Raw genomic sequence first — 23771 nt, 5'->3', positions numbered from 1 at the left:
CACGTCCGCCGCCCCAGGCATCGTAACGGCGCGTCGTGTGCGGTCAGTGCGCTTCGACCGTCACCGAGAACGAGAACCTGTCCCCCCGGTACCGGATCTGTGCCACATCCACCACCCGGCCGCTCTCGTCGTACGTCACCCCTGTGTAGAAGAGGATCGGGCTGAGCAGCGGGACCTGGAGGAGCTCGGCGGTGGCCGGGTCGGCGAGCCGCGCCTCGACCGTGTCCGTGATCCGCGCGATCCGGACGCCGACGCGATCGCGCAACACCTTGGTCATCGGCCAGCGTTCGAGATCGGCGGCATCGAGCCGGGCCGCGACCTCGGGATGCACCGTGTTCTCCGCCCAGTTGGTGGGCTCGCCGGTGGCGCCGTCGCAGCGCAGCCGCCGGTAGCCGACCACGTCCGTACAGCCCGGGAAGTACTCGGCGAGATCGCCGGGCAGGGCGAGCGGACCATGGCCGAGGACCGTGGTGCGCTCGCCCGACTGCTGGGCGACGATCGCATCGATCGACCCGAGCAGCCGGACCGGCGAGGCCCGACGGGCCCCCGGCTCGATGAAGGTGCCGCGCCGCCGGTGCCTGCTGATCAGCCCCTCCGTCTCCAGCTCCTTGAGCGCCTGCCGCATCGTGAGGACGCTGACGCCGTAGTGTGCGGCGAGCTGCTCCTCGGTCGGCAGCCGCAGCGAGGCGTCCTGGGCGCGGCCGAGTATGGACGCGCGCAGGGACTGCGAGACCTGGTACCACAGCGGCAGTTTGCGGTTCAGGACCAGCGAGTCGGGGGCGAAGGCCGTCACCTGGGGCGTCTGGGGCAGTTGAGGCACCTGGGTCACCTGGACTCTCCGTACTGCGACACTGCGGACGCGACGAGCGGGGGCCGGGAAGCGGCGGCTTCGCCTATGGCCGGAAGTTACGTTCGAGACCCTGCCACACGTCGTCGTACCCGCGCTGCAGGTGGTCGGCGGTCGCCGCCTGCCCGGTCGCCGTGACCGGCCAGCGGGTCTCGAACATGAAGGCAAGACCGTCGTCGATCTTCTGCGGCTTCAGCTCCGCCGCGCTCGCCCGGTCGAAGGTCTCCCGGTCCGGGCCGTGCGCCGACATCATGTTGTGGAGCGAGCCGCCGCCCGGCACGAAGCCACCCCTGCCGGCCGTCTTCGCGTCGTACGCCCCCTCGATCAGCCCCATGTACTCGCTCATCACATTGCGGTGGAAGTACGGCGGGCGGAACGTGTCCTCGCCGACCAGCCAGCGCGGCGCGAAGACGACGAAGTCCACACCGGCGAGACCGGGGGTGTCGGACGGCGATGTCAGCACCGTGAAGATCGACGGGTCGGGGTGGTCGTAGCTGATGGAGCCGATGACATTGAAGCGGTGCAGGTCGTAGACGTACGGGGTGTGGTTGCCGTGCCAGGCGACGACATCGAGCGGCGAGTGGTCGTACGTCGCGGACCACAGGTTGCCGCAGAACTTGTTGATCACCTGGACCGGGCGCTCCGCGTCCTCGTACGCGGCGACGGGAGCGAGGAAGTCCCGGGCGTTGGCAAGACCGTTGGCGCCGATCGGGCCGAGGTCGGGGAGGGTGAACGGCTGCCCGTAGTTCTCGCAGACATAGCCGCGGGCGGAGTCGTCGAGGAGGTCCACCCGGAAGCGGACACCGCGGGGGATCAGTGCGATGTGGCCGGGTTCGGCGCGCAGCAGGCCCAGTTCGGTACGGAGCAGCAGGCCTCCCCGCTCGGGGACGATCAGCAGTTCGCCGTCGGAGTCGCTGAACACCCGGTCGGTCATGGCCGTGTTGGCGTGGTAGAGGTGCACGGCCATGCCGGTGCGCTGGGTGGCGTCGCCGTTGCCGCCGAGGGTCCACAGCCCTGCCAGGAAGTCCGTGCCGGGCGCGGGGTCGGGGAGCGGGTCCCAGCGCAGCCGGTTCGGATCGGGGACGGACTCGGTGAAGGGGGCGGTGCGCACCGCGCCGTTGTCGATCCGGACGAACGGCGGGTGGGCGGCCGAGGGACGGATCCGGTAGAGCCAGGAACGGCGGTTGTGGGCGCGCGGTTCGGTGAAGGCCGAGCCGCTCAGTTGCTCGGCGTACAGGCCGAGGGGTGCTCGCTGCGGCGAGTTGCGGCCCTGCGGCAGCGCCCCCGCGACCGCCTCGGAGCTGTGCTCATTGCCGAAACCGGCGGAGTGCGCAAGCGCTTCCGCCGTCTTCCTCGCCTGCTCGATGCCGCTGATGCCGCCCATGCCGCGCTCCCGGTGCCGAAGAATTCCTATGGGACACCGTAGGAATCAGATCGGGGCACGTCAACGGGGCAGGGCGGTGGCGCGTCGCGGATCCGGTGCGGGGTCGTGACGGAATTCTTTTGATCCGTCGCGCAGAAGGGGGTCTCAAAAGTTGAACAATGCTCTACTCTCCGGCACATGTCGTGGACACGAAGACTTCTGGTGGTCCTGGCGGCACTGGCCGCCGCACTCCTCGCGGCCCCGGCCGCCCAGGCGCACGAGGAACGGCCGGTCACGCTGCCCGACGGGTCCGGCAGTGTCCCGGTCCACCGCGCCGGCGAACCCGATCTGCTGGTCTGCAAGAGCGACCGCGCCGACTTCGAACGCCGGATATCCGGATTCCCGGCGAAGCTCCGGGCACGCAACCTCGAACTCTTCGACCGGTGCCTGAAGTCCGGCTACCGCCATCTGCAACAGGCCGTCGACAAGGTCGGCAGACCCGGCATGAACATCGCGATCCTGCCCGGCCTGTACGAGGAGGAGCCCTCGCTGCCCCGGCCGACGGGGGAGTGCGCGAGGCTCAAGGCGCCCGACTCGCAGCTCGGCTACCAGATCCTGTCGTACGCGCAGCAGAAGCAGTGTCCGCACAACCAGAACCTGGTGGCGATCCTCGGCAAGAAGCAGCTCCAGATCGAGGGGACCGGGGCGGAGCGCACCGACGTCGTCATCGACGCCAAGTACCGGAAACTCAACGCGATCCGCTCGGACGGCTCCGACGGCATCTACTTCAAGAACTTCACCGCCCAGCGCACGACGTTCAACTCGCTGTACGTGCTGGCCCAGGACGGCTTCGTCATCGACGACGTCCTCACCCGGTGGAACGACGAGTACGGCTTCCTCACCTTCGCCAGTGACCACGGGCTGTACAAGAACTGCGAGTCGTACGGCAACGGCGACTCAGGCATCTACCCCGGCAGCGCGTCGGACATCAATGACGGATACGGCTACGACGTGCCGCGCTACTCGATCGAGATCACCGGCTGCCGCAGCCACCACAACATGGTCGGCTACTCCGGCACCGCGGGCGACTCCGTCTACGTCCACGACAACGAGTTCGACCACAACATGGGCGGCGCCTCGATGGACAGCGCCTTCCCCGGCCACCCCGGACTCCCGCAGAACCACGCACGTTTCGAACGCAACCTGATCCACGACAACAACGCCGACTACTACCCGTACGTCGCCGACGGAACCTGCGCCAAACCGCCCGTCGAGCGCGGCTACGAGGACGGCGTCGTCTGCCCGCAGATCTCCATGCCGCCGGGCACCGGCATCATCACCGCGGGCGGCAACTGGAACATCTACGAGAACAACTGGATCTACGGACAGCGGCGCGCCGCCTTCTTCCTGAGCGCCGTCCCCGCCTTCATCCGCGGCGAGAGCGCCCTCGCGAAGCAGGCCGACACCTCGCACCACAACCGGTACGCGAACAATCACCTCGGCACGGACAAGGCGGGCCGCTCCCGGCCCAACCGCACCGATGTGTGGTGGGACGGCCAGGGCGACAGCAACTGCTGGCAGTCGGACACCGGACCGTCCACACCGCGCTCGCTGCCCGCGTGCGGGGCGGCGCGCGGCGCGGTCTCCGTCCGCACCGACCGGCTGATGGGCGAACCGGCCAAACTCGCCCAATTGCTGGTCTGTGCCGACTACAACGTGCAGGCGCGGCGGCTGCCGGCCGGCTGCGACTGGTACGGCGCACGCGGCATCGAGCGCATCGAGGTGCAGATCGCACTGGGTGTCGCCCTGGTGCTGACGTTGGTCGGTGGGGTGCTCTGGTGGCGCCGCCTGCGGCACAGCCGGCTCGCCACAGCGGCCACCCTGATCGGCGTGATCGGCCTCGGGCTGGATGTGGCCGGTGCGACGACGGGCCTCGCGTCCTCCTATCTGCCTGCGGTGGCGCTGCTGCTGACCGGGGCGTGGTGGACCGGCATCGGGCTCGTCCTGCGCGGCGAGCGGCCCGGACTGGGCTGGACCACGGTGGTGCTGGGCGTCCTGACCCTGCTCGACGCCTTCGACAAGGCCGTCCTGATGATCCCGTGGATCCCGGTCGGCCCGGCCTGGATACGCGGTCTCCTCGGCGTCATCTGGGTGGTGTGGGCGGTGGCGGCCTCGGCGCGGCACGGGGAACGGGCGGTACGGAAGACGGCGGACCCGGGGCCGGACGCGGACACGAACCCCGATGCGGCGGACACGCTGGGCGACGACCGTGCGGGGGCCGGTGCCGGCGCGGGCGCGGGAAGGAATGCGGGCCACGGCGCGGGTTCCGGAGGCGGGGCGGATTCCGGGCCGGACACGGATTCCGGGTCCCACCGGGGCTCCGGACGGGACGGGGACCGGTCATGAGGCGATCTTCCCGCCCGCTGCGACTCAACAGGCTCACGTCGCTCACATCGCGCACGGCGTTCCCCCGGCTCGCCGTCGCCCTTCTCACCGCAGGCGCCCTCGTGTGCGGTGCGAGTGCCTGCGGTGGGCGGCCCACCACCCATCACAGGCCCGGCACCAGTCATGAACAGGCCGGCGGCAGCGTCGGCCGGCTCCTCACCGCGGACGACGGATCCGGGCACCGGCTCCGTCAGGTCGAGGCCACGGGCGCCCCCGCGGTGACCGTCGCCGTACGGCCGGACTCCGAGGACGGGTGGACCGTCCATCTCTCCGTACGGAACTTCAGATTCAGCCCGGACAGTGTCGGCGGCGCGGCGCTCCTCGGGCGCGGCCACGCCCGGCTCTTCCTCGACGGCCACCCCCTGGCCCGGCTCTACGGCCCCTGGTACCACCTTCCCGACGCCCTCGTCCGCGAGGCGGGCGGCGGCCGCACCCTCGCGGCCCGGCTGTACGCCGACGATCACACCGCCTGGGCCGTGCACTCCACACCGATCCAGGCCACCACGCCTCTCACCACCACTCCTTCCGCCGGCACCCCCGCCGCGCCCCGCCCCGACCGGACTCTGGAGATCGTCATCTCTCACGGCAAGGTCCGCCCCGCCCCCGGCCGCACCGAGCTCAGGAAGGGGCAGCGCATCGAGCTGCGTGTCCGCACCGACCGCGCCGACACCCTCCATGTCCACGGCTACGACAAGGAGGCGCGCCTGCCCGCCGGACGGACCACCACCCTCACCCTCACCGCCGACCGCACCGGGCTCTTCGAGGTCGAGACCCATGAGTCCGATCTGCTCCTGACCCAGCTCGTCGTACGGTGAGCGTCCTCGCGCACGGCATCGGCTCCCGGCACGACCTGCCGCTGTCCCCCTTCTACGCGTTCGCCGGTGCCTTCGCCGCGCTCTTCGTCTCCTTCCTCGGGCTCGGCCTGCTCTGGCCCGCCTCCCGATTCCGGGGCGACCGGGCGGGCCGCCCGCTTCCGGTCCCTCTCCAACGCCTCGCCGACGCCCGCCCCACCCGTGTCGCCGGGCGCGCCGTCGGCCTGGCCGCCGCCCTGTTCGTCCTCCTCCATCTCCTCCTCGGCCCGGACGGTCCGGAGCGCAACCCGGCCGCGGGCGCCGTCTATGTGCTCCTCTGGGTCGGGCTCGTCCCCGCCTCGCTCCTCCTCGGTCCCGTCTGGCGACTCCTCAATCCCCTGCGCACGCTCCACCTCCTCGTCTGCCGCGCACTGGCCCGCGACCCGGCCGCGGGCCGCCCCCTTCCCGTACGCCTCGGTCTGTGGCCCGCCGCGGCCGGACTCCTCGCCTTCACCTGGCTCGAACTCGTCGCCCCCGACCCCGCGTCGTCCACCGCGCTCCTTCTCTTCCTCGTGCCGTACGGCGCTGTCCACCTCGCGGGCGCCGCCCGCCACGGCGCCCGCTGGTTCGACCACGCCGACGCCTTCGAGGTCTACTCCGGCCTGCTCGCCCGGCTCTCCCCCCTCGGCCGCCGGCCCGCCGACCGCCGCCTCGTCCTGCGCTCCCCGTTCAACGGACTCGATGCCACCCCGCAGACCCCCGGTCTTGTCGCCACCGTCTGCGTCATGCTCGGCTCCACCGCCTACGACGGCTTCTCCGACGCCCCCTCCTGGATCACCGCCGTCCAGACCTCACCCCTGGGCCGCACCACCGCGGCCACGCTCGGGCTGCTCGCCGCCGTCGCCCTCGTCGCCACCCTCTATGCCCTCTGCGCCGGTGCCACCCGGCTGATCTCCGGTCGACTCCGCCACCCCCTCACCGTCTTCGCGCACTCGCTCGTCCCGATCGCCCTCGGCTATCTCGTCGCCCACTACTTCACGCTCTTCGTGACCGAAGGGCCACACACGGTCATGGTGGCACTCGGTGCTGACACTCCCGTCCCGCCCGAGCCGCCCCTGGCCCCCGGTGACATCGCCACGCTCCAGGTCGCCGCGATCGTCGTCGGGCACGTCCTCGGAGTCGTCGCCGCCCACGACCGGTCCGTGCGCCTCTTCCCGCCCGCCCGTGCCGTCGCGGGGCAACTTCCCCTGCTGGCACTGATGATCGCGTACACCGTCGGGGGGCTGACCCTGCTTCTCGCCTGACCGCAGGTCAGCACCCACCCCTCCCGCAGAGGAGAGTCACGGCATCATGGAGCCCGTGCCCCATGCGAATACGAACCTCCGCCGCGCCCCCGTGCAGCAGCGCAGCGCCGAGCGCCTCGCCCGGATACTCGACGCCTGCGCCGAACTCCTCGACGAGACCGGTTACGAGCAGCTGTCCACGCGGGCCGTCGCCGCCCGCGCGGAAGTCCCGATCGGCTCCGTCTACCGGTTCTTCTCCAACAAGCGCGCCCTCGCCGACGCCCTGGCCCGGCGCAATCTGGACAGTTACGCGGACCGCATCACCGGTCGCCTCACCGCCATCCCGTCCGCCGACTGGCGCGGCGCCATCGACGCCGTGCTCGACGAATACCTGGCGATGAAGCGCTCCGTCCCCGGTTTCGCCCTCGTCGACTTCGGCGCCCCGGCCCCCGTGCACGACCCGGCCTCCGACGCCAATCACCGCGTCGCGGAGCGCCTCGCCGAGCTGCTCTCCGGCCATCTGGGGCGCACTGCCGACGAGGATCTGCTCCGGACGATCCTGGTCTGCGTCGAAGCCGCCGACGCACTCCTCCAACTCGCCTTCCGCACCGATCCGTCGGGCGATCCGGCGATCGTCGCGGAGACCCGCGTCCTGATCCAGGCGTATCTGGCCCAGGTCCTGGACTGAACCCGCACCGCACCGCACCTCGCCGCGCCGGACGGCGCCGGTCCGCGCCGCAGGGGACCGGACCGCATCCCACCGCATCCCGCGAAACGGGACCTCCCGCCCGCCAATATCGACCCGACAACACCTCCCCACCATGCGTACCGGTCGGTATGCTCGGCGATGCTTGCCCACGTTCGCGCGCCACCGCAGTCGCCGCCCCGGGGAGGGCCCATGTCGCACGAGTCCCGTACCACCCGTACCGCCCTGCGCATCTGCCCCCTCTGCGAAGCCACCTGTGGACTGACCCTCACCATCGAGGGGACACGGGTCACCGGAGCCCGCGGCGACCGGGACGACGTGTTCAGCCGGGGCTTCATCTGCCCCAAGGGGGCGTCCTTCGGTGGCCTCGACGCCGACCCCGACCGGTTGCGCACGCCCCTCGTCCGCAAGGACGGCGTGCTGCGGGAGGCGAGTTGGGGTGAGGCGTTCGACGCGATCGCCGCCGCACTGCCCCCGCTCACCGAGCAGCACGGGCAACAGGCCGTCGGCGTCGTCCTCGGCAACCCCAATGTGCACACCATGGCCGGCGCGCTCTACCCGCCCGCCCTGCTCTCGGCGCTCCGCACCCGGGCCCTCTTCACCGCGAGCACCCTCGACCAGATGCCCAAGCACGTATCCAGCGGACTGCTTTTCGGGGACCCGAACGCCATCCCGGTGCCCGACCTCGACCGCACCGACCATCTGCTGCTCCTCGGTGCCAACCCGCTCGAATCCAACGGCAGCCTCTGCACCGCCCCCGACTTCCCGGGCAAGCTCAAGGCGCTCCGCAGACGCGGCGCCACCCTCACCGTCGTCGACCCGCGCCGCACCCGCACCGCCCGCCTCGCCGACCGGCATGTCGCCATCCGCCCCGGGGCCGACGCACTCCTCCTGGCCGCGCTCGCCCATGTCCTCTTCGAGGAGAAGCTCACCGACCCCGGCACGCTCGCCGGCCATCTCGAAGGGCTCGACGAAGTAGCCGAAGCCGTCAGGGAGTTCACGCCGGAGGCGGTCGCCGAGGCGTGCGACGTGGACGCGGCGACCATCCGTACGATCGCCCGGGAACTGGCCGCCGCCCCCACCGCCGCCGTCTACGGGCGCATCGGCAGCTGCACCGTCGAGCACGGCACCCTCGCCAGCTGGCTCGTCGACGTCCTCAACATCCTCACCGGCAACCTCGACCGCCCCGGCGGGGCCCTCTTCCCGCTCTCGGCCACCGCCCGTGCCCCGCGCCCCGCCGCCCCCGGCAAGGGCTTCACGCTCGGACGCTGGGCGAGCCGGGTCTCCGGACACCCCGAGGCCAAGGGCGAACTGCCCATCGCCGCCCTCGCCGAGGAGATCGAGACCCCGGGGGAGGGCCGGATCCGCGCCCTGATCGTCCTCGCCGCCAACCCCGTGCTCTCCGCCCCCGACGGCGACCGTCTGGACCGCGCCCTGAGCGGGCTCGACTTCATGATCAGCGTCGACCCGTACCTCAACGAGACCTCGCGCCACGCACATGTGGTGCTGCCCCCGCCCCCGCCCTCGCAGAGCGCCCACTTCGACTTCGCGTTCAACACCCTCGCCGTACGCAACCAGGTCCGCTACACCCGCCCCGCCGTCCCACTCGCCGACGGTCTGCTCGGCGAGAGCGAGATCCTGGCCCGGCTCGTCCTCGCCGTCTCCGGGATGCATGGAGCCGACCCGTCCGCCGTGGATGCCATGATCATCGACCGGGTGCTGGCCAAGACCGTCGCCGACCCGCACTCGCCCGTCCACGGGCGCACCCCCGCCGAGCTCGCCGCCGCGCTCACCGGAGGCACCGGACCGGAGCGGCGCCTCGATCTGATGCTCCGCCTCGGCCCCTACGGCGAAGGCTTCGGCGCCGCCCCCGAGGGCCTCACCCTGGACCGGCTGCTCACCCACCCGCACGGCATCGACCTCGGCCCGCTCCGGCCCCGCGTCCCGGAGGTCCTGGCCACCCGCAGCGGACGCATCGAACTCCTCCCCGCGCCGATCGCCGCCGATCTGCCCAGGCTCCGCAGCGCCCTGGCGACCAAACGCGGGGCCGACTCGCTCGTCCTCGTCGGCCGCCGCCATCTGCGCTCCAACAACAGCTGGATGCACAACGTCGCCGCGCTGCGCGGCGGCTCGAACGTCTGCACCCTGCAGATGCACCCCGAGGACGCGGCCCGGCTCGGACTGGCGGACGGCGCCTCCGCCACGGTCACGGCGGACGGTGGTGCGCTGATCGCGCCCGTGGAGATCACGGAGAGCGTGCGGACCGGAGTGGTGAGCCTCCCGCACGGCTGGGGGCACGACCGCCCCGGCACCCGGATGTCCGTCGCGGCAGCCGCCCCCGGCGTCAACGTCAATCAGCTCCTCGACGGCACCCTGCTCGACCGGCTGTCCGGCACCGCCGTGCTCAACGGCATCCTCGTCGCGGTGGCACCAAGCCATTGACCTGGGGTTTTGCTCGTATTGCTCGCATGTCAACGTCTTGTTAAGGCTGCGAGTCGCGCCCTAACGTCATCCGCACCGCCGACTCCGGTGGGAGTTCAAGGGTGAACGATAGGTATCCCACATGCTGACAATCCTCGGCTTTGCCATGATTGCGACCTTCCTGGTCCTGATCATGATGAAGAAGATGTCGCCGATCGCGGCGCTCGTCCTGATCCCCGCACTTTTCTGTGTCGCCGTCGGGCAGGGCGCCAAGCTCGGTGACTATGTGATCGACGGCGTGGGCAACCTCGCGCCGACCGCCGCGATGCTGATGTTCGCCATCGTCTACTTCGGTGTGATGATCGACGTCGGCCTCTTCGACCCGATCGTCCGCGGCATTCTGCGCTTCTGCAAGGCCGACCCGATGCGGATCGTCGTCGGTACGGCGCTGCTCGCCGCGATCGTCTCGCTGGACGGCGACGGCTCCACCACCTTCATGATCACCGTCTCGGCGCTGTATCCGCTCTACAAGCGCCTCAAGATGAGCCTGGTGGTGATGACCGGTGTCGCCGCCACGGCCAACGGCGTCATGAACACCCTGCCCTGGGGTGGCCCCACCGCCCGCGCCGCCACCGCCCTGAAGCTGGACGCGGGCGACATCTTCGTCCCGATGATTCCGGCCCTCGGCGTCGGACTGCTCGCGGTCATCCTCCTGGCCGTCGTCCTCGGCCGGCGCGAGCGCAAGCGGCTGGGCATCCTCACCCTCGACGAGGCCATCGTCCAGGAGCCCGAGACGGTCCTCGTCGGCGCCGGAGCCGGTGCAGGCGGCGGCAGCGACCGTACCCGCAAGAACTCCGGCGGAGCCGGTACGGGCACGGACGCGGAGCACACGGCGGCAGTGGCGCACGACGGCGACGCGGACGACGAGGGCTTCAAGGGCCTCGACCCGAACCGCGCCACCCTGCGGCCCAAGCTCTACTGGTTCAACGCCGGTCTCACCGTCGCCCTCCTCACCGCGATGATCATGGAACTGATGCCGATCCCGGTGCTCTTCCTGCTCGGCGCGGCCCTCGCCCTCACCGTCAACTTCCCCCACATGCCCGACCAGCGGGCCCGCATCGCGGCCCACGCCGACAACGTCCTCAACGTTTCCGGCATGGTCTTCGCCGCCGCCGTCTTCACCGGTGTGCTCTCCGGCACCGGCATGGTCAAGCACATGGCGGACTGGCTCGTCGGCGCGATCCCGGACGGCATGGGTCCGCACATGGCGATCGTCACCGGCATCCTGAGCATCCCGCTCACGTACTTCATGTCCAACGACGGCTTCTACTTCGGCGTCCTCCCCGTGCTCGCCGAAGCCGGCGCCGCCCACGGTGTCTCCCCGCTGGAGATCGCCCGCGCCTCCCTGATCGGCCAGCCGCTCCACATGTCGTCCCCGCTGGTCCCCGCCGTCTACGTCCTCGTCGGCATGGCGAAGGTCGAGTTCGGCGACCACACCAGGTTCACCGTCAAGTGGGCCGCGCTCACCTCACTGGTGGTGCTCTGCGCCGGACTCCTCTTCGGGATCATCTGACCCATGGACCACACGGAAGGGCCCGGCAGGAGCTGGCTGCTGCGCCTCGTCATCGCCTTCGGCTTCGCGCAGGGGGCGGTGTCGATGGCGCGGCCCGCCGTCTCCTACCGGGCTCTTTCGCTCGGTGCGGACGAACGCGCCATCGGCGTGATCACCGGGGTGTACGCGCTCCTCCCGCTCTTCGCCGCCGTCCCGCTGGGGCGACGGACGGACCACGGCCGGTGCGCACCCCTGTTGCCCCTCGGCGTCGTCCTGATCGCCGGCGGCTGCGCCCTCAGCGGTACGGCGGGCTCCCTCCCGGCGATGGCGGCCTGGAGCGGCGTCATGGGACTCGGCCATCTCTGCTTCGTGATCGGCGCCCAGTCGATCGTCGCGCGTCAGTCCGCGCCCGCCGAACAGGACCGCAATTTCGGCCACTTCACCATCGGCGCCTCCCTCGGCCAGCTCATCGGGCCGATCGCCGCCGGGTACGTGATCTCCGAGCGTGACGGCCTCCTGGGCCGTACGAGCGCACTCGCGCTGGTCGTCTCTGCGGCCGTCGCCACCGCGTCGTTCGTCTCGCTCTGGCGCATCGAACACCGCACCGCCCCGGGCGTCCGAGCCGCGGCGCCCGCCGCGAAGGTGCCGGTCGGCCGCATCCTGCGCACCCGGGGCGTCCCGGCGGGTATCTTCATCAGCCTCGCCGTGCTCTCCGCCACGGACATCCTCACCGCGTATCTGCCGGTCATCGGCGAGCACCGCGCCATCGCCCCGGCCACCATCGGTCTGCTGCTCAGCCTGCGCGCCGCCGCCACCATCGCCTGCCGCCTGGTCATGACGCCGATGCTTCGCGTCCTCGGCCGCACGGCACTGCTCACCACGACCTGCCTGCTGGCCGGACTGCTCTGCGCGGCCATTGCCCTGCCGGTCCCCGTCTGGGCGCTGGCCACGATGCTCGCCGTGCTCGGCTTCTGCCTCGGAGTCGGCCAGCCGCTGTCGATGACCACCGTCGTCCGGGCCGCCCCGCCGGAGGCCCGCTCCACCGCCCTCGCCCTCAGGCTGACCGGCAACCGCCTCGGCCAGGTCGCCGCCCCCGCGTCCGCCGGTCTGATCGCCGGGGTGGCGGGCACCGCCGCGCCGTTCGTGATGCTGGGCGTGCTCCTGCTGGTGGCGGCGGGACTGGGGGTACGGGGCGGGCGCGCCCCCGGGCCCGCCGACGACACGGCCCCTGCCCGGCCGGTGCCCCGGCCCGAACAGCCCTCGGCGAACCGGAACCTCTCCTGACACTTCCGGCTCACAGGCCCTCGGCGGGCAGGTCCCGCTCCTGATCGACCTCGCGCACCCGTACGTCTTCGACCACGACGGCCGCCGGATCTGCCCCCTGCCGAAGGAGATCCCCGGGCTCGACGTCCGAGCCGTACCGCTCCAGGGCCTCGCCTTCGGGCAAGGCCCTGGAGCGGTACGTTGACCTCAAGCCGGGTCGAGGTCGTACGTTCCTTCCATGAGCATGGAAGCCACCGCGTGGACGCAGCTCCACAACGTCATGAACGCGCAGCAGGACCGACGCCCCTTCGACCGAGCCACTCTGCGGCGCATCGCCGCGTTCGCCCGACCGCACCGGCGGCGGGTCGCCCTGTTCCTGCTGCTGAGTGTCGCCACGGCACTGCTCGCGGTCGCCACCCCCGTCCTCGCCGGCCGCGTCGTGAACGCGATCGTGACCGGCAAGGAGGAGGGGACCGTCACGCGGCTGGCCGTGCTCATCGCCGTGATCGCCGTCGCGGAGGCGGGACTCGGGCTGGTCGGCCGCTGGCTGTCGGCCACCCTCGGCGAAGGGCTGATCCTCGACCTGCGCACCGCGGTCTTCGACCATGTCCAGCGCATGCCGATCGCGTTCTTCACCCGCACCCGCACCGGCGCGCTCGTCAGCCGTCTCAACAACGACGTCATCGGCGCCCAGCGCGCCTTCAGCAACACCCTGTCCGGCGTCGTCAGCAATGTCGTCACGCTGCTGCTCACCCTCGGCGTCATGCTCAGCATTTCCTGGCAGATCACCGCACTCGCGCTGGTGCTGCTGCCCGTGTTCGTGCTGCCCGCACGCCGGATGGGTACACGGATGGCGAGACTCCAGCGCGAAGCCGCCGCCCACAATGCGGCGATGGGCACCCGGATGACCGAGCGCTTCTCCGCGCCCGGCGCCACGCTCATCAAGCTCTTCGGGCGGCCCGCCGACGAGTCCGCCGAATTCGCCGCCAGGGCGGGCAGGGTGCGCGACATCGGTGTCCGTACGGCCATGGCCCAGTCCGCGTTCATCACGGCGCTCACCCTCGTATCGGCGCTGGCACTCGCCCTGGTCTACGGGCTCGGCGGGTTCTACGCGCTGCGCGGGCAGCTGGACGCGGGCGCCGTCGTCGCCCTGGCCCTGCTGCTGACCCGGCTGTACGCGCCGCTCACCGCACTCGCCGGGGCGCGCGTCGAGGTGATGAGCGCGCTCGTCAGTTTCGAGCGGGTCTTCGAGGTCCTCGACCTCAAGCCCCTGATCGAGGAGAAGCCCGATGCGCGGACGGTCCCGGACGGTCCGGTGTCCGTGGAGTTCGACGCCGTGCGCTTCGGCTACCCGTCCGCCGACAAGGTCTCCCTCGCCTCGCTGGAAGACGTCGCCACCCTGGACACCCGCGGCGGCGACGAGGTGCTGCGCGGGGTCTCGTTCCGCGCCGAACCGGGCCGGACGGTGGCCCTCGTCGGATCGTCCGGCGCGGGCAAGTCGACCATCGCGCAGTTGCTGCCCCGGCTGTACGACACGGACGAGGGCGCCGTGCGCATCGGTGGCATCGACGTACGCGACCTGTCGGCCGACACCCTGCGTGACACACTCGGCATGGTCACCCAGGACGGCCACCTCTTCCACGAGTCGGTCCGCGCCAACCTTCTCCTCGCCCGCCCCGAAGCCACCGAGGAGGACCTCTGGGACGCCCTGCGCCGCTCGCGACTGGACGGACTGGTCGCCTCGCTGCCCGACGGACTGGACACCGTCGTCGGTGAACGCGGCTACCGGCTCTCCGGCGGCGAGCGCCAACGGCTGACCATCGCCCGGCTGCTGCTGGCCCGCCAGCGCGTCGTCATCCTCGACGAGGCCACCGCCCACCTGGACAACACCTCCGAAGCGGCCGTCCAGGAAGCCCTCGTGGAGGCGCTCGAAGGACGCACCGCGGTGGTGATCGCCCACCGGCTCTCCACCGTACGGGCGGCGGACCTCATCCTCGTCGTGGAGAACGGCCGGATCGTGGAACGCGGCACCCACCAGGAGCTGCTGGCGGCCGGCGGCCGGTACGAGGAGCTGTACCGCACCCAGTTCGAGCGCCCCGGCGCCGAGCCCGCCGGTCTGGGCTGACCACCGCTGAGTCAGCCGGTCGTCCAGTCCGTCCCACGGGCCTGCTCCACCGCGAACGCCCCTGCCGGATAGGGGAGTTCGGCCGCCAGCGCCGCTGCCCGGTCGAACTCCTCGCGCGCCTCCCGGTCGCGGCCCAGTGCCGCGAGCGCCGCCGCATGTACCGTACGCGCCTCGGTCAACGACAGCCGCTCGCCGACCTCCTCGGCGCGTATGGTCTCCGCGGCCGCCAGCCGCACCGCCCGCTCCGGCTGTCCCGCCAGCAGCTCCGCCCAGGACAGCAGCGCGGCCGAGCCGGGGCCGCTTCCGCCGGTCAGCAGAGCGAGGGCTTCCTGCGGGCGGCCCTCGCGGACCAGGAGCTCCGCCTGCGCCGCCCGTACCTCGTGCACCGCCTGCCGGTCGCCCTGCGCCTCGGCCACCTCCCCGGCACGGGTCAGCAGCTCCGCCGCGCCCGACTCGTCGGCGCTCATCCGGACCCGGGCCAGCGCGGCCAGGGCGTACGGGGTGCACCACGCGGCTTGCTCGCCGGTCTCCCGCACCGCCGCCTCCGCGTGTTCCCGCGCCTCGTCGAACTCCCGCAGCAACAGATGCAGTTCGGCGAGGTTCGCCTGCTCGAAGGCGACTGCCGTCGGATCCCCGGTGTGCTCGGCGAGCCGCAGCGCCCGCCGCCCGGAGGCGACCGCCTCGGCGAGCCGGCCCGACCGTCGGGCATGCTCGCGCAGTACGGAGAGGACGGTGGCCAGCAACTCCTGGTCGCCGTACGCCTCGGCGTGCGGCAGTGCCAGATCGGCCGCCGGACGGGCCTGTGCGAACCGGCCCGCGAGGCCGAGCGAGGTCGCCTGCATCCCGAGGGCGCGGGCCAGCAGTCCCCGGCGTTCGCTGCCCGGTATGGCGTCCGCGGCTTCCTGCGCGGTGCAGGCCGCGGCGTGTGCCGACTCGTACCGGCCGGTCACGAACCGCAGCACCGCCGCCGCCAGATGGTGGGTCGCGGCGGCCAGCGGCGGGGTGTGCGGACCGGGTGGATAGGCACGCAGCAGATCCTCGCCCTCGTCGGTCCCGCGGTACTTCACCAGCACCTCGGTCAGCCGGGCGGCGGCCAGCACCTGTCCGTCCTCGTCGCCGCGCCGCACCATGTCGTCGAGTGCCTCGCGCAGAACCGCCGCCGCCTCCTGGTAGCGGGCCATCCGGCGCAGCACGGCGCCGCGGTCGATCCTCGCCTGCGCCGCATCGGCGGCCAGCGCGTCGAGCCGGGCGGTCAGTTCGGCGTAGTAGCGGTCCGCGGTGTCGTTGGCGCACAGAGCTGCCGCCCGCTCGGCCGCCTGCCGCAGATAGTGGGTGGCCCGGGGGTCGTCGGCGCGGGTGAGATGCGAGGCGAGGGTGTCGACGGCGTCCGGCCTGCGCCGCAGCACCGCCTCCGCGTAGGCCGAGTGCAGCTGTCGGCGGCGGGCCGCGGACAGCCCGTCGTAGCAGGTCAGCCGGACCAGTGGGTGCCGGAAGGCGAGACCGGGCAGCGGCCGCCCGCCGACCACCACGGTCCGTTCCGTCATCACCGACGCCGCGACCGCCGCGTCCACGGCATCCGTCGCCTCGGCGGACGACAGCGGCGGATGCAGCCCGTGCTCGGCGACGTCGAGAACCTCGGACAGTGCGGCGCCGCCGCCCGCCACGGATACTGCCTCCACGACCCGCCGCACCGCGGGTCCCAGCCGTGCCAGCCGCGCCGCCACGAGCTGACGCACGCCCTCCGGGGCGCTGAGCGCGGCGGGGTCCGCGGCCTCGTGGGTGGTGCGGGCCAGTTCCAGGGCGAAGAGCGGATTGCCGAGTGACAGCTCCCAGACCCGGTCCACGTCGGCCCTGGCCCCCGCGTCCCGGGCGACCGCCAGGCACGCGTCTCGGCCCAGTCGCCCCAACTCCATGGACCGGGCCAGACCTTGGCGTACCAGGGTGTCCAGCACGGTGCGCCGGGGATCTGCCGCGGTCAGCTCCTCCGCCCGGTAGGTCACGGCGAACCGCCAGTCGGTGCGCGTGGCCACTGCGCGCCGGGCCAGATGGCTGAGCAACTGGTACGTTCCCGTGTCGGCGGCGTGCAGGTCGTCCAGCACGAGCAGCACGGGCGCGGTCGCCGCCAGATCGCCCAGCAGTCCGGCCGCCGCCCGGAACAACCGGTCGCGCTCCTCCTCCGGGCTGCGTTCCGTGCCCATCCCGATCTGGCCCAACGAGGGCAGCAGCGAAGCGAGTTCGGGGTACTCGCCGCCGATTCCGGCCCGGTCGGCGGGTGGCCGGTCGGCGAGCCAGGCATCCAGCGCCTCGACGAAGGCGCCGTAGGGCGTGTGGCCCTCCGCGTCGTGGCCCGCGCCCCACAGCACGGTGGTCCCGGCCTCGGCCGCCCGCCGGGCGGCCTCCGCCGTGAGATGGGTCTTGCCGACGCCCGCCTCGCCGCCGACCAGGTGTACCGGCGGGCCGTCCGTGGCGAGCAGCAGCTCCAGGTCGGCCTCCCGGCCACGCAACGGGGCCGCGGGCGGTGTGCGGAGAGCTGCGGGCAGGACCGGGGCCGCCGCCGCGCCCACCACCATGGCTGCCGAGTCGAGGGCCAGGAGGTGGAGTTGCTCCGTTGCCGGGCTCGGGCGCACTCCCAGCTCGGCGTCGAGCGCCTCACGGCACACGTGATACTGGCGCACCGCCTGCCGACGCAGCCCCTGCCGCAGATATGTGTCGATGAGTACCCGATGAGCCCGCTCCTGGGCGGGCGCCGACGCCAGGACCCGCTGCGCGGCATCCGTGGCCGGTTCCGTCTCGCCGTCCGCGAGATATGCCTCCGCAAGGGCCAGCTGCACCCGCTCGCACAGTTCCGAGAGACGCACGCGCCGGGTCTCGGCCCAGGGTGCGTAGCGGTCCTCCGGCAGCAGCTCACCGGTGAATGCCGCGACCGCGGCGGCCAGTTCGGCCGTGCTGCCACTGACGAGCGCGCGCTCGGCCAGGGTCTCGGCGTGGTCCGCGTCGATCCACACCGTCCGGGGGTCCAGCGACAGGAGAGCGCCCTCGCCGGTCAGATACGAGGACGCGGCGCGCGGCACGAGTTCGGGCTCGATGGCGCGGCGCGCCGCGTGCAGTGCGACCCGCAGGCTGCCGAGCGCGGACTGAGGATCGGCGTCCGGCCAGCAGATCTCCATCGCCTGCTCGCGGTGGAGGCGGTGTCCCGGGGAAACGGCGAGGAGTTTCACGAGGGCGCGTGCGCTCGGCCGGGGCCAGCGCTCGGCCAGTGGCGCGCCTCCGTCGCGTTCTATCCGGAACCCGCCGAAAAGGTGTACACGCAGCAACGGGGGTATGTGCGGGGAGTGCTCGCCGTGGTCGGCGGTGCGCGCTGCGTTCATCAGGCAGTCACTGTAACCGCCGTTCCCGGGCAGCCCGAAGACCCCCGCGCCACCGTGCGCGAGGGTCTCCGAGGCCGGAGTCTCCGGGGTCCCCCCGGGTCAGGACCGGCTGATCGAGTCCACCGTCAGCCCGTGCAACTGCTCGTTCTGCTGGAGATAGCGCCCGCCCGCGAGTTCGATCGTACGGTCGTACCCGGTCTGGTCCGCGCCGAGGCCGATGATCTCGTCGACGCCGTCACCGTCGAGGTCCGCCACCACGGTGTTCTGGACCGCGTACTTGTTGATCTTGGCCAGGTGGTCCGGGTAGTTGTGGCCCGCGGTGAGGACCGCCGGGTCCCAGAGGTAGATCGCGGCCTCCGTGCCGCCCACGATGAGCCGCCTGCCGCCGGGGCCCGTTCCGAACCCGGCCTGGTGCAGCGTCGGCAGGGTGAACATGCTGTACTCCCTGTCGCCACCCGCGTAGGTGCGCAGCGCGGCCGTGCTCGCCAGGACCGCTCCCTCCTCGCCCGTGAACCAGTTGCCGGTGGTCCAGGCCCCGCCGCCGGTCGCGGTGTGCACGACCTTCCCGGTCCGCGCATCACGGAACTCGATCAGCGTGGTCCAGAAGTTGCCCTCCCTGACGATCCAGGAGTGCACGACCGCGTGCCCGTCCGCGTAGGGGATCCCCGGGTCGGCGAAGACGCCGTTGTGCAGTTCCGCGGCGTAGATCCTGGTGTCGGGGTCGCCGGTCCACTTCGGATCGGCGGTCCAGAGCACCTTGCCGGACTTCCCGTCCAGCGCCATGCCGTCGACGACCGACGTGGCGGCGTCGAGGGCCCCGACCGTGCTGTACGAGGCGAAGACCCGGCCCTCGGCCACCGCCAGGTCGGAGAAGACCACTCCCGCGCCTTCGGGGGCGTACGACCAGAGCTGCTTCCCGTTGCCCTGGTACGCGCGGACCGCGTCCGTCGGCACGAGCACCTCGTCGGCGCCGTCGTGGTTCACATCGGCGACGGCCACCGAGCGGACGAACTGTCCCTTGCCGTCAATGGTCCGCAGGACCCGGCCCGTGTGCGAGTCGACGATCACGGTCGCGGAGTCCGCCGCGACGACCAGCTCGTCCCGCTCGCCGTCGCCGTCCGTGTCGGCCGGCACGATCTCGCCGTGCACCGCCCCGGGCAGGGTGGTCTTCCACAGCACCTCGGGCTTGCCCGCCGCCATCGACGGACCGTCGTACGCCCACAGGCCGTGCGACTGGCCGCCCGTCACGACGTCCTTCCTCCCGTCGCCGTTCACGTCCACGGCGGCCGCGGAGATCAGATCACCCTGGAGCGGGGTGAGCGACGCCTGGCGGCCGCCGCTCAGCCGGTAGCTGCGGATGTTCTGCTCGTTGTCGACCGTCCGCACCCGCCACTCGTTGTCCACGCGGTACGGCTGGGCGTAGATCGGAGAGGCGACGGGGCCGCCCTGCTTCTCCCAGCCGACCTTGCCGTCACGCCCGTCGATGGCCGCGAGTCGGCCGTAACGCGTACCACCCGGGTTGGCGGCCGCATCCTTGTCCTGCATGGTGATGTACGAGGCGAGCACCTGCCCGTCGACGATCTTCAGACCGAGTGCGGAGTCGCCGTCCTTGGAATTGGACTCGTCCCGCTTGACGGTCCGCGACCACAGCTCGGACGCGTCCCCGCCGTCCAGCGCGCGCACGGTCGAGGCGTTGACCCAGAGGTACTCGTCGAGCGTGTCCTCGCTGACCGCGTACTCCGGCTTGGCGTCGCCCTTCAGGTTGCCCACCTGCAGGCCGAGCGCGAGGGCGTTGACCCGGGTGTCGAGGGTGGTGCGAGCCCCCGTCGCAGGGTCGTACGCGGCGAGCTGGTACTGCACACCGTCGCGGTAGTCCGCCTGCTCGACGGCGACGAGCCGCTTCCGCGCGGAGTCGTACGCCAGTTGTCGTGAGTAGAGCGCTCCGTCGCTCTGCCACTTCACCGTGCCGTCGGCGGTGTCCAGGACCAGGGTGTGGCCCTCGGCGGCCGCCGTCGCGGTCTTGCGCCTGTTCCAGGAGACGGCGAGCAGCCCGCCGCCGAGCGCTCTGGTCGAGCCCCAGCGCCCGTCGCGCTGCCCGGTCTCGTAGGTCCATGTGTCGGTCGGCGTCAGCTTTCCGTCGGCGTACGAGAAGCGGAAGCCCTGCAGGGTCGCCCTGGCATCCTTGGGCGCGTTGAGGTTGGTGGACGGCTGGTCGCCGACGACGAGCGTGTCGCCGACCAGGGTGACCTGCTGTGCGTCCGCGAAGATCCTGGTCCAGATCGTCTTGCCGGTCTTTCCGTCCAGGACGGTCACGAACGTGCCCGTGGAGAGCGTCGATCCGGGCACGGTGAACGGCCGGTACGGCGAATTGCCCACGTCCGCGGTGAAGACGACGTCCGCCACGCCGTCGCCGGTGAGGTCGCCCGTCGTGTAGCCGCGGTCGGAGAAGTCGGCGCCCGGGGCGACGGCGTTGTAGCCCATGGTGATCCGGGCCGGGTAGGGCTCCACCTGCCAGGGGCGTGCGGGCCGGACCTGCCAGTCGGCGTACAGCGAGACGTTGTCCCGCTTCCACACCGTCGTGCCGTCGTCCGTCAGGCGGGTGACGGTGCCGGCGCTGTGCACGGCGAGGTAGTCGCCGTGGCCGCCCGCCAGCTGTGTGGTGTCGGCCTGTCCCCGGTAGGTCTCCAGGTCGGAGCTCGCTTCGAGGGACAGGGTCCCGTCGGCCGACGTGTCGTCCGTGCTCTGCGGACTCTGCGACGACGGAGAGGAGTTGGGCGTGGACTGCGGCGTGATCTGCTGCTCGCCGGCGAACGATTCGCCCTGGAGCCGCTTCTCCAGCCGGTCGGCCTGTGCGTCGGTGAGGACGCGCGGTCCGGCGCCGCCGTCGCTGTCGGCGTGTGCGGCGGGCGTGGCGGCCAGCGCCAGCCCGGCCGCGATCAGGGCGGAGGCGAGCCGGACGGCGCGCCGTGAAGTGGAGGTCATGACGTCGCCTTCGAGGAGATTCGGACGGCGGACTTGCCGGTGAGGACCGACTCGTTGAAGGAGTACTGCAGGGCGTCCGTACCGGCCTGGTTCTCGATGCCGATCGTCGCCTTCGCCCCCGTCTCGGGGGAGGCGGTGCCGATGGACTGGTACTGCAGGGTGATCGCACCGGTCGCCTCGTCGAAGACGGCCTCGAAGGTGACGCGCTGCGAGGTGTCGGAGGCGAACGCGACGTTCTCCCAGACGATGGCGAATGTCCGCGCTCCGGCCGTACCGTTCGTCGCCGTCTTCACGCTCGCCTTGGCGTCGACCGTCAGGTCGTCCCAGAAGGCGGCGACGATGCCGTTGGGCTTGGTGGCGCCGGGCAACGCCGTGTTGGCGTAGTCGCCGAGGCGCGGTTCCAGGAAGTTGACCAGGCCGTTGGTGGTGACACTGGCGTCGGTGTACTTCACGCCGTAGAAGGTGACGGGGAAGGGCAGTGGCACCGTCCTGACGTTCTCGTCACCGGACAGCGCGACCTTGGTCCTGCCGCTGACCCAGTTGTACGTCGCAGGGGCGCAGCTGTTGCCCGCCGCGTCCGTACGGTTGGGCAGTGCGGCGCTCACCGTCTCGTCGCCGTCCACGGCGACCGTCGTCGTCAGGACGCCGTTGCAGAGCACCGGAGCGGCGGGCGTCGCGGTCAGGGAGAACGAGCCCTCGGCGACCGACGGGAAGCGGAAGGCGCCGTCGGAGTCACTGGTGACGGCTGCGAGCGGCGCGTCCGTGAAGCGCACCGTGGCCCCCTTCAGCGGCTTGCCGGTGACATCCAGCACCGTGCCGGAGACGGCATGCGCCGGTACGGCGTCCAGCGCGAGGTTCTTGGTGACCTTCTCGCCGGTGGTGACGATGAAGCCGTCCTCGGTGGCGGACGCGTATCCGTATCCGCTCACGGCCAGGGTGTACGTGCCCGCGGTGAGGTTCAGCTTGTACGTGCCGTCGGCCGCGGTCGTCACGGAGCGCTTGGCGGTGCCCGCCTGCGCCTTGACCGTCGCACCGGAGACCGGCCTGCCGGTCGCCCGGTCGGTGACCGTTCCGGTCACGGTGGCCGCGCTGCGCGGGGCCGCGTCCACGGAGGCGAGGATGTCGAGCTTGCCCTCGCCCCAGACGTTGTTCATGTCGGCCGTGCCACCGCAGTGCGTGTCGTCGACATCGACCGCGCCGTCGTTCAGGATCGCCCGGGTCTCGTCGATCTTCCCGATCAGCGAGGGCGCGGCGGACCACAGCAGGGCCGCGGCGCCCGCGACATGGGGTGTCGCCATCGACGTACCGTTGAGGGCCTTGTACGTGTTCCCCGGCCAGGTGGACCGGACGTTCACGCCGGGCGCCGAGATGTTCGGCTTGGCGGAGCCGTCGACCAGCGACGGGCCGAAGCCGGAGAAGTCCGCGATCCTCCCGTTCACGTCGTACGCGCCGACGCCGTACGACGGGGCCTGCGACCCCGGAGCATGGGCGGTCGAACAGGTCGTGCCGTCACCGTCGTTGCCCGCGGCGAACGCCTCGAAGATCCCGGCCGCGTTCCACGCCTCGACGATGTCCTGGTAGAAGGTCGTGTCACCGCCGCCCCAGGAATTGTTGACGATGTCCGGTGCCATTTCGGGCTTCGGGTTCTGCCCGTTGTGGTCGGTCGGCGCCAGGATCCACTGACCGGCGGCGAGCAGCGAGGAGTCCGAGCAGCTTCTGGATTCGCACCCCTTGGCGGCGATCCACTTGGCGCCGGGTGCGACGCCGACACCACCGGCACCGACCATCGTGCCCATGGTGTGGGTGCCGTGACCGTTGTTGTCGCAGGGGACGCCGCCGGTGCACTGGCCGGTCGGGTCGTACCAGTTGTAGTCGTGGCTGAACGTGCCGTCGCCCAGGTTGCCCCGGTAGTTGCCGACCAGCGCCGGATGGTCGTACTGCACACCCGAGTCGACGTTGGCGATGACGATGCCCTCGCCCCGGTCGTCGTAGTGGGACCAGACCTGGTCCGCCTTGATGTCCTTGACGCCCCATTCGGCGGCGGCGGGGTCCGCGTCGGCCGCGGCGTCCGTCACCGAGTTCTGCTCGATCGTGTCGAGGCGGTAGGTGCGCTCCTTGCGGATGCTCTTCACATCGGAGCGCTCGGCCAGTGCCGTGACGAGCTTCTCGTCGCCGGTCACCTTGAGCGCGTTGGCGATCCAGTACGACTGGTACCCGACCCGCTTCCTGTCGAGGAACGCCTGCAGGGGCGCCTGGCTGGACTCGGCCTTCTCGCGCAGCGCGGTGAAGGCGGACTTGGCCTTGTCCGCGTGGGTGCGCCTGCCCTCGGCGGCCGACAGGTCGGCCCGGGGCTTCAGTACGACGAAGAAGGTCGACTCCTTGCCGTGCTCGACGGTGTCGAGGACGGCGGAGTCGACCTTCGCGGTGACCGGACCCGCGTCGGCGGCGGGTTGCGCGAACGCGGGAGCGGGGCCGGTCAGTACGGCTGCGGCCGTCAGCGCGGCCGCAGCCCACGCGGCGGTTCTGCGCCGCGGGGATCGGGGCAGATGCATCGGAGTGCTCCTCCATGGCTGGTACGGGGGAGCCCGCCGCGCCCCTGCTGTCAGGGGGAAGCACGGGAGGGGC

Annotated in this window: 14 protein-coding genes; 8 read left to right on the top strand and 6 right to left on the bottom strand. The window is 71.8% G+C overall.

Going from position 1 to position 23771, the window contains the following annotated elements; translation table 11 throughout:
- Positions 1 to 43 precede the first annotated feature (43 nt).
- Both ACFU8W_RS14375 and hmgA read right to left on the bottom strand, forming a co-directional pair.
- On the bottom strand, positions 44 to 829 hold the full coding sequence (locus ACFU8W_RS14375; RefSeq protein ID WP_384036114.1) for a GntR family transcriptional regulator: 786 nt from the start codon (positions 827 to 829) through the stop codon (positions 44 to 46).
- 64 nt (positions 830 to 893) lie between these two features.
- Complete coding sequence (gene hmgA, locus ACFU8W_RS14370; RefSeq protein ID WP_384036232.1) at positions 894 to 2222, bottom strand: homogentisate 1,2-dioxygenase; 1329 nt, start codon at positions 2220 to 2222, stop codon at positions 894 to 896.
- A gap of 186 nt (positions 2223 to 2408) precedes the next feature.
- Between hmgA and ACFU8W_RS14365 the strand changes: the two genes are divergently transcribed.
- The 7 genes from ACFU8W_RS14365 (at position 2409) to ACFU8W_RS14335 (ending at position 12692) form a co-directional block, all read left to right on the top strand.
- The gene (locus tag ACFU8W_RS14365; protein WP_384036111.1) at positions 2409 to 4616 is read left to right on the top strand and encodes a right-handed parallel beta-helix repeat-containing protein; all 2208 of its coding nucleotides are present in this window, start codon (positions 2409 to 2411) and stop codon (positions 4614 to 4616) included.
- On the top strand, positions 4613 to 5470 hold the full coding sequence (locus ACFU8W_RS14360; RefSeq protein WP_384036108.1) for a hypothetical protein: 858 nt from the start codon (positions 4613 to 4615) through the stop codon (positions 5468 to 5470). Before ACFU8W_RS14365 ends, ACFU8W_RS14360 begins: the two co-directional genes overlap by 4 nt.
- Entirely contained in the window at positions 5467 to 6750 is a 1284-nt protein-coding gene (locus tag ACFU8W_RS14355) for a hypothetical protein (protein ID WP_384036105.1), read from the top strand. The genes ACFU8W_RS14360 and ACFU8W_RS14355 overlap by 4 nt, the downstream gene beginning before the upstream one ends.
- 46 nt (positions 6751 to 6796) lie before the next feature.
- Complete coding sequence (locus tag ACFU8W_RS14350) at positions 6797 to 7417, top strand: TetR/AcrR family transcriptional regulator (protein WP_345513565.1); 621 nt, start codon at positions 6797 to 6799, stop codon at positions 7415 to 7417.
- 210 nt (positions 7418 to 7627) lie between these two features.
- The gene (locus ACFU8W_RS14345) at positions 7628 to 9877 is read left to right on the top strand and encodes a molybdopterin-dependent oxidoreductase (RefSeq protein ID WP_384036101.1); all 2250 of its coding nucleotides are present in this window, start codon (positions 7628 to 7630) and stop codon (positions 9875 to 9877) included.
- 121 nt (positions 9878 to 9998) lie between these two features.
- Complete coding sequence (locus ACFU8W_RS14340) at positions 9999 to 11429, top strand: citrate:proton symporter (RefSeq protein ID WP_345513563.1); 1431 nt, start codon at positions 9999 to 10001, stop codon at positions 11427 to 11429.
- 3 nt (positions 11430 to 11432) lie between these two features.
- On the top strand, positions 11433 to 12692 hold the full coding sequence (locus ACFU8W_RS14335; RefSeq protein WP_384036098.1) for an MFS transporter: 1260 nt from the start codon (positions 11433 to 11435) through the stop codon (positions 12690 to 12692).
- Between the two features lie 10 nt (positions 12693 to 12702).
- Here the strand turns inward: ACFU8W_RS14335 and ACFU8W_RS14330 are convergent, their stop codons facing one another.
- Positions 12703 to 12855, bottom strand: a complete 153-nt coding sequence (locus ACFU8W_RS14330) for a hypothetical protein (RefSeq protein WP_384036095.1) — start codon at positions 12853 to 12855, stop codon at positions 12703 to 12705.
- A 54-nt stretch (positions 12856 to 12909) separates the two neighbouring features.
- Between ACFU8W_RS14330 and ACFU8W_RS14325 the strand changes: the two genes are divergently transcribed.
- A complete protein-coding gene (locus ACFU8W_RS14325; protein WP_384036092.1) occupies positions 12910 to 14796 on the top strand; it encodes an ABC transporter ATP-binding protein in 1887 nt (628 codons plus the stop codon).
- Positions 14797 to 14807: 11 nt separating this feature from the next.
- On the opposite strand, the gene ACFU8W_RS14320 is transcribed toward ACFU8W_RS14325, so the two are convergent.
- The 3 genes from ACFU8W_RS14320 to ACFU8W_RS14310 form a co-directional block, all read right to left on the bottom strand.
- Entirely contained in the window at positions 14808 to 18164 is a 3357-nt protein-coding gene (locus ACFU8W_RS14320) for an ATP-binding protein (protein WP_384036089.1), read from the bottom strand.
- A gap of 99 nt (positions 18165 to 18263) precedes the next feature.
- On the bottom strand, positions 18264 to 21146 hold the full coding sequence (locus ACFU8W_RS14315) for a hypothetical protein (protein WP_384036085.1): 2883 nt from the start codon (positions 21144 to 21146) through the stop codon (positions 18264 to 18266).
- Entirely contained in the window at positions 21143 to 23698 is a 2556-nt protein-coding gene (locus ACFU8W_RS14310; RefSeq protein WP_384036081.1) for a S8 family serine peptidase, read from the bottom strand. Before ACFU8W_RS14310 ends, ACFU8W_RS14315 begins: the two co-directional genes overlap by 4 nt.
- Positions 23699 to 23771: the final 73 nt, after the last annotated feature.

This window comes from Streptomyces sp. NPDC057565 (genome assembly GCF_042801455.1).
Taxonomy (GTDB): domain Bacteria; phylum Actinomycetota; class Actinomycetes; order Streptomycetales; family Streptomycetaceae; genus Streptomyces; species Streptomyces yanii.
Note: the sequence above shows the minus strand (reverse complement) of the source record. Positions and strands in the feature narration are given on the sequence as shown.

What these genes read in the sequence shown, in the direction of transcription:
- ACFU8W_RS14365 (WP_384036111.1), top strand. Translation starts at nt 2,409, where the DNA reads ATGTCGTGGACACGAAGACTTCTGGTGGTCCTGGCGGCACTGGCCGCC.
- ACFU8W_RS14360 (WP_384036108.1), top strand. Translation starts at nt 4,613, where the DNA reads ATGAGGCGATCTTCCCGCCCGCTGCGACTCAACAGGCTCACGTCGCTC.
- ACFU8W_RS14350 (WP_345513565.1), top strand. Translation starts at nt 6,797, where the DNA reads ATGGAGCCCGTGCCCCATGCGAATACGAACCTCCGCCGCGCCCCCGTG.
- ACFU8W_RS14345 (WP_384036101.1), top strand. Translation starts at nt 7,628, where the DNA reads ATGTCGCACGAGTCCCGTACCACCCGTACCGCCCTGCGCATCTGCCCC.
- ACFU8W_RS14340 (WP_345513563.1), top strand. Translation starts at nt 9,999, where the DNA reads ATGCTGACAATCCTCGGCTTTGCCATGATTGCGACCTTCCTGGTCCTG.
- ACFU8W_RS14335 (WP_384036098.1), top strand. Translation starts at nt 11,433, where the DNA reads ATGGACCACACGGAAGGGCCCGGCAGGAGCTGGCTGCTGCGCCTCGTC.
- ACFU8W_RS14325 (WP_384036092.1), top strand. Translation starts at nt 12,910, where the DNA reads ATGAGCATGGAAGCCACCGCGTGGACGCAGCTCCACAACGTCATGAAC.
- ACFU8W_RS14320 (WP_384036089.1), bottom strand. Translation starts at nt 18,164, where the DNA reads ATGAACGCAGCGCGCACCGCCGACCACGGCGAGCACTCCCCGCACATA.
- ACFU8W_RS14315 (WP_384036085.1), bottom strand. Translation starts at nt 21,146, where the DNA reads ATGACCTCCACTTCACGGCGCGCCGTCCGGCTCGCCTCCGCCCTGATC.
- ACFU8W_RS14310 (WP_384036081.1), bottom strand. Translation starts at nt 23,698, where the DNA reads ATGCATCTGCCCCGATCCCCGCGGCGCAGAACCGCCGCGTGGGCTGCG.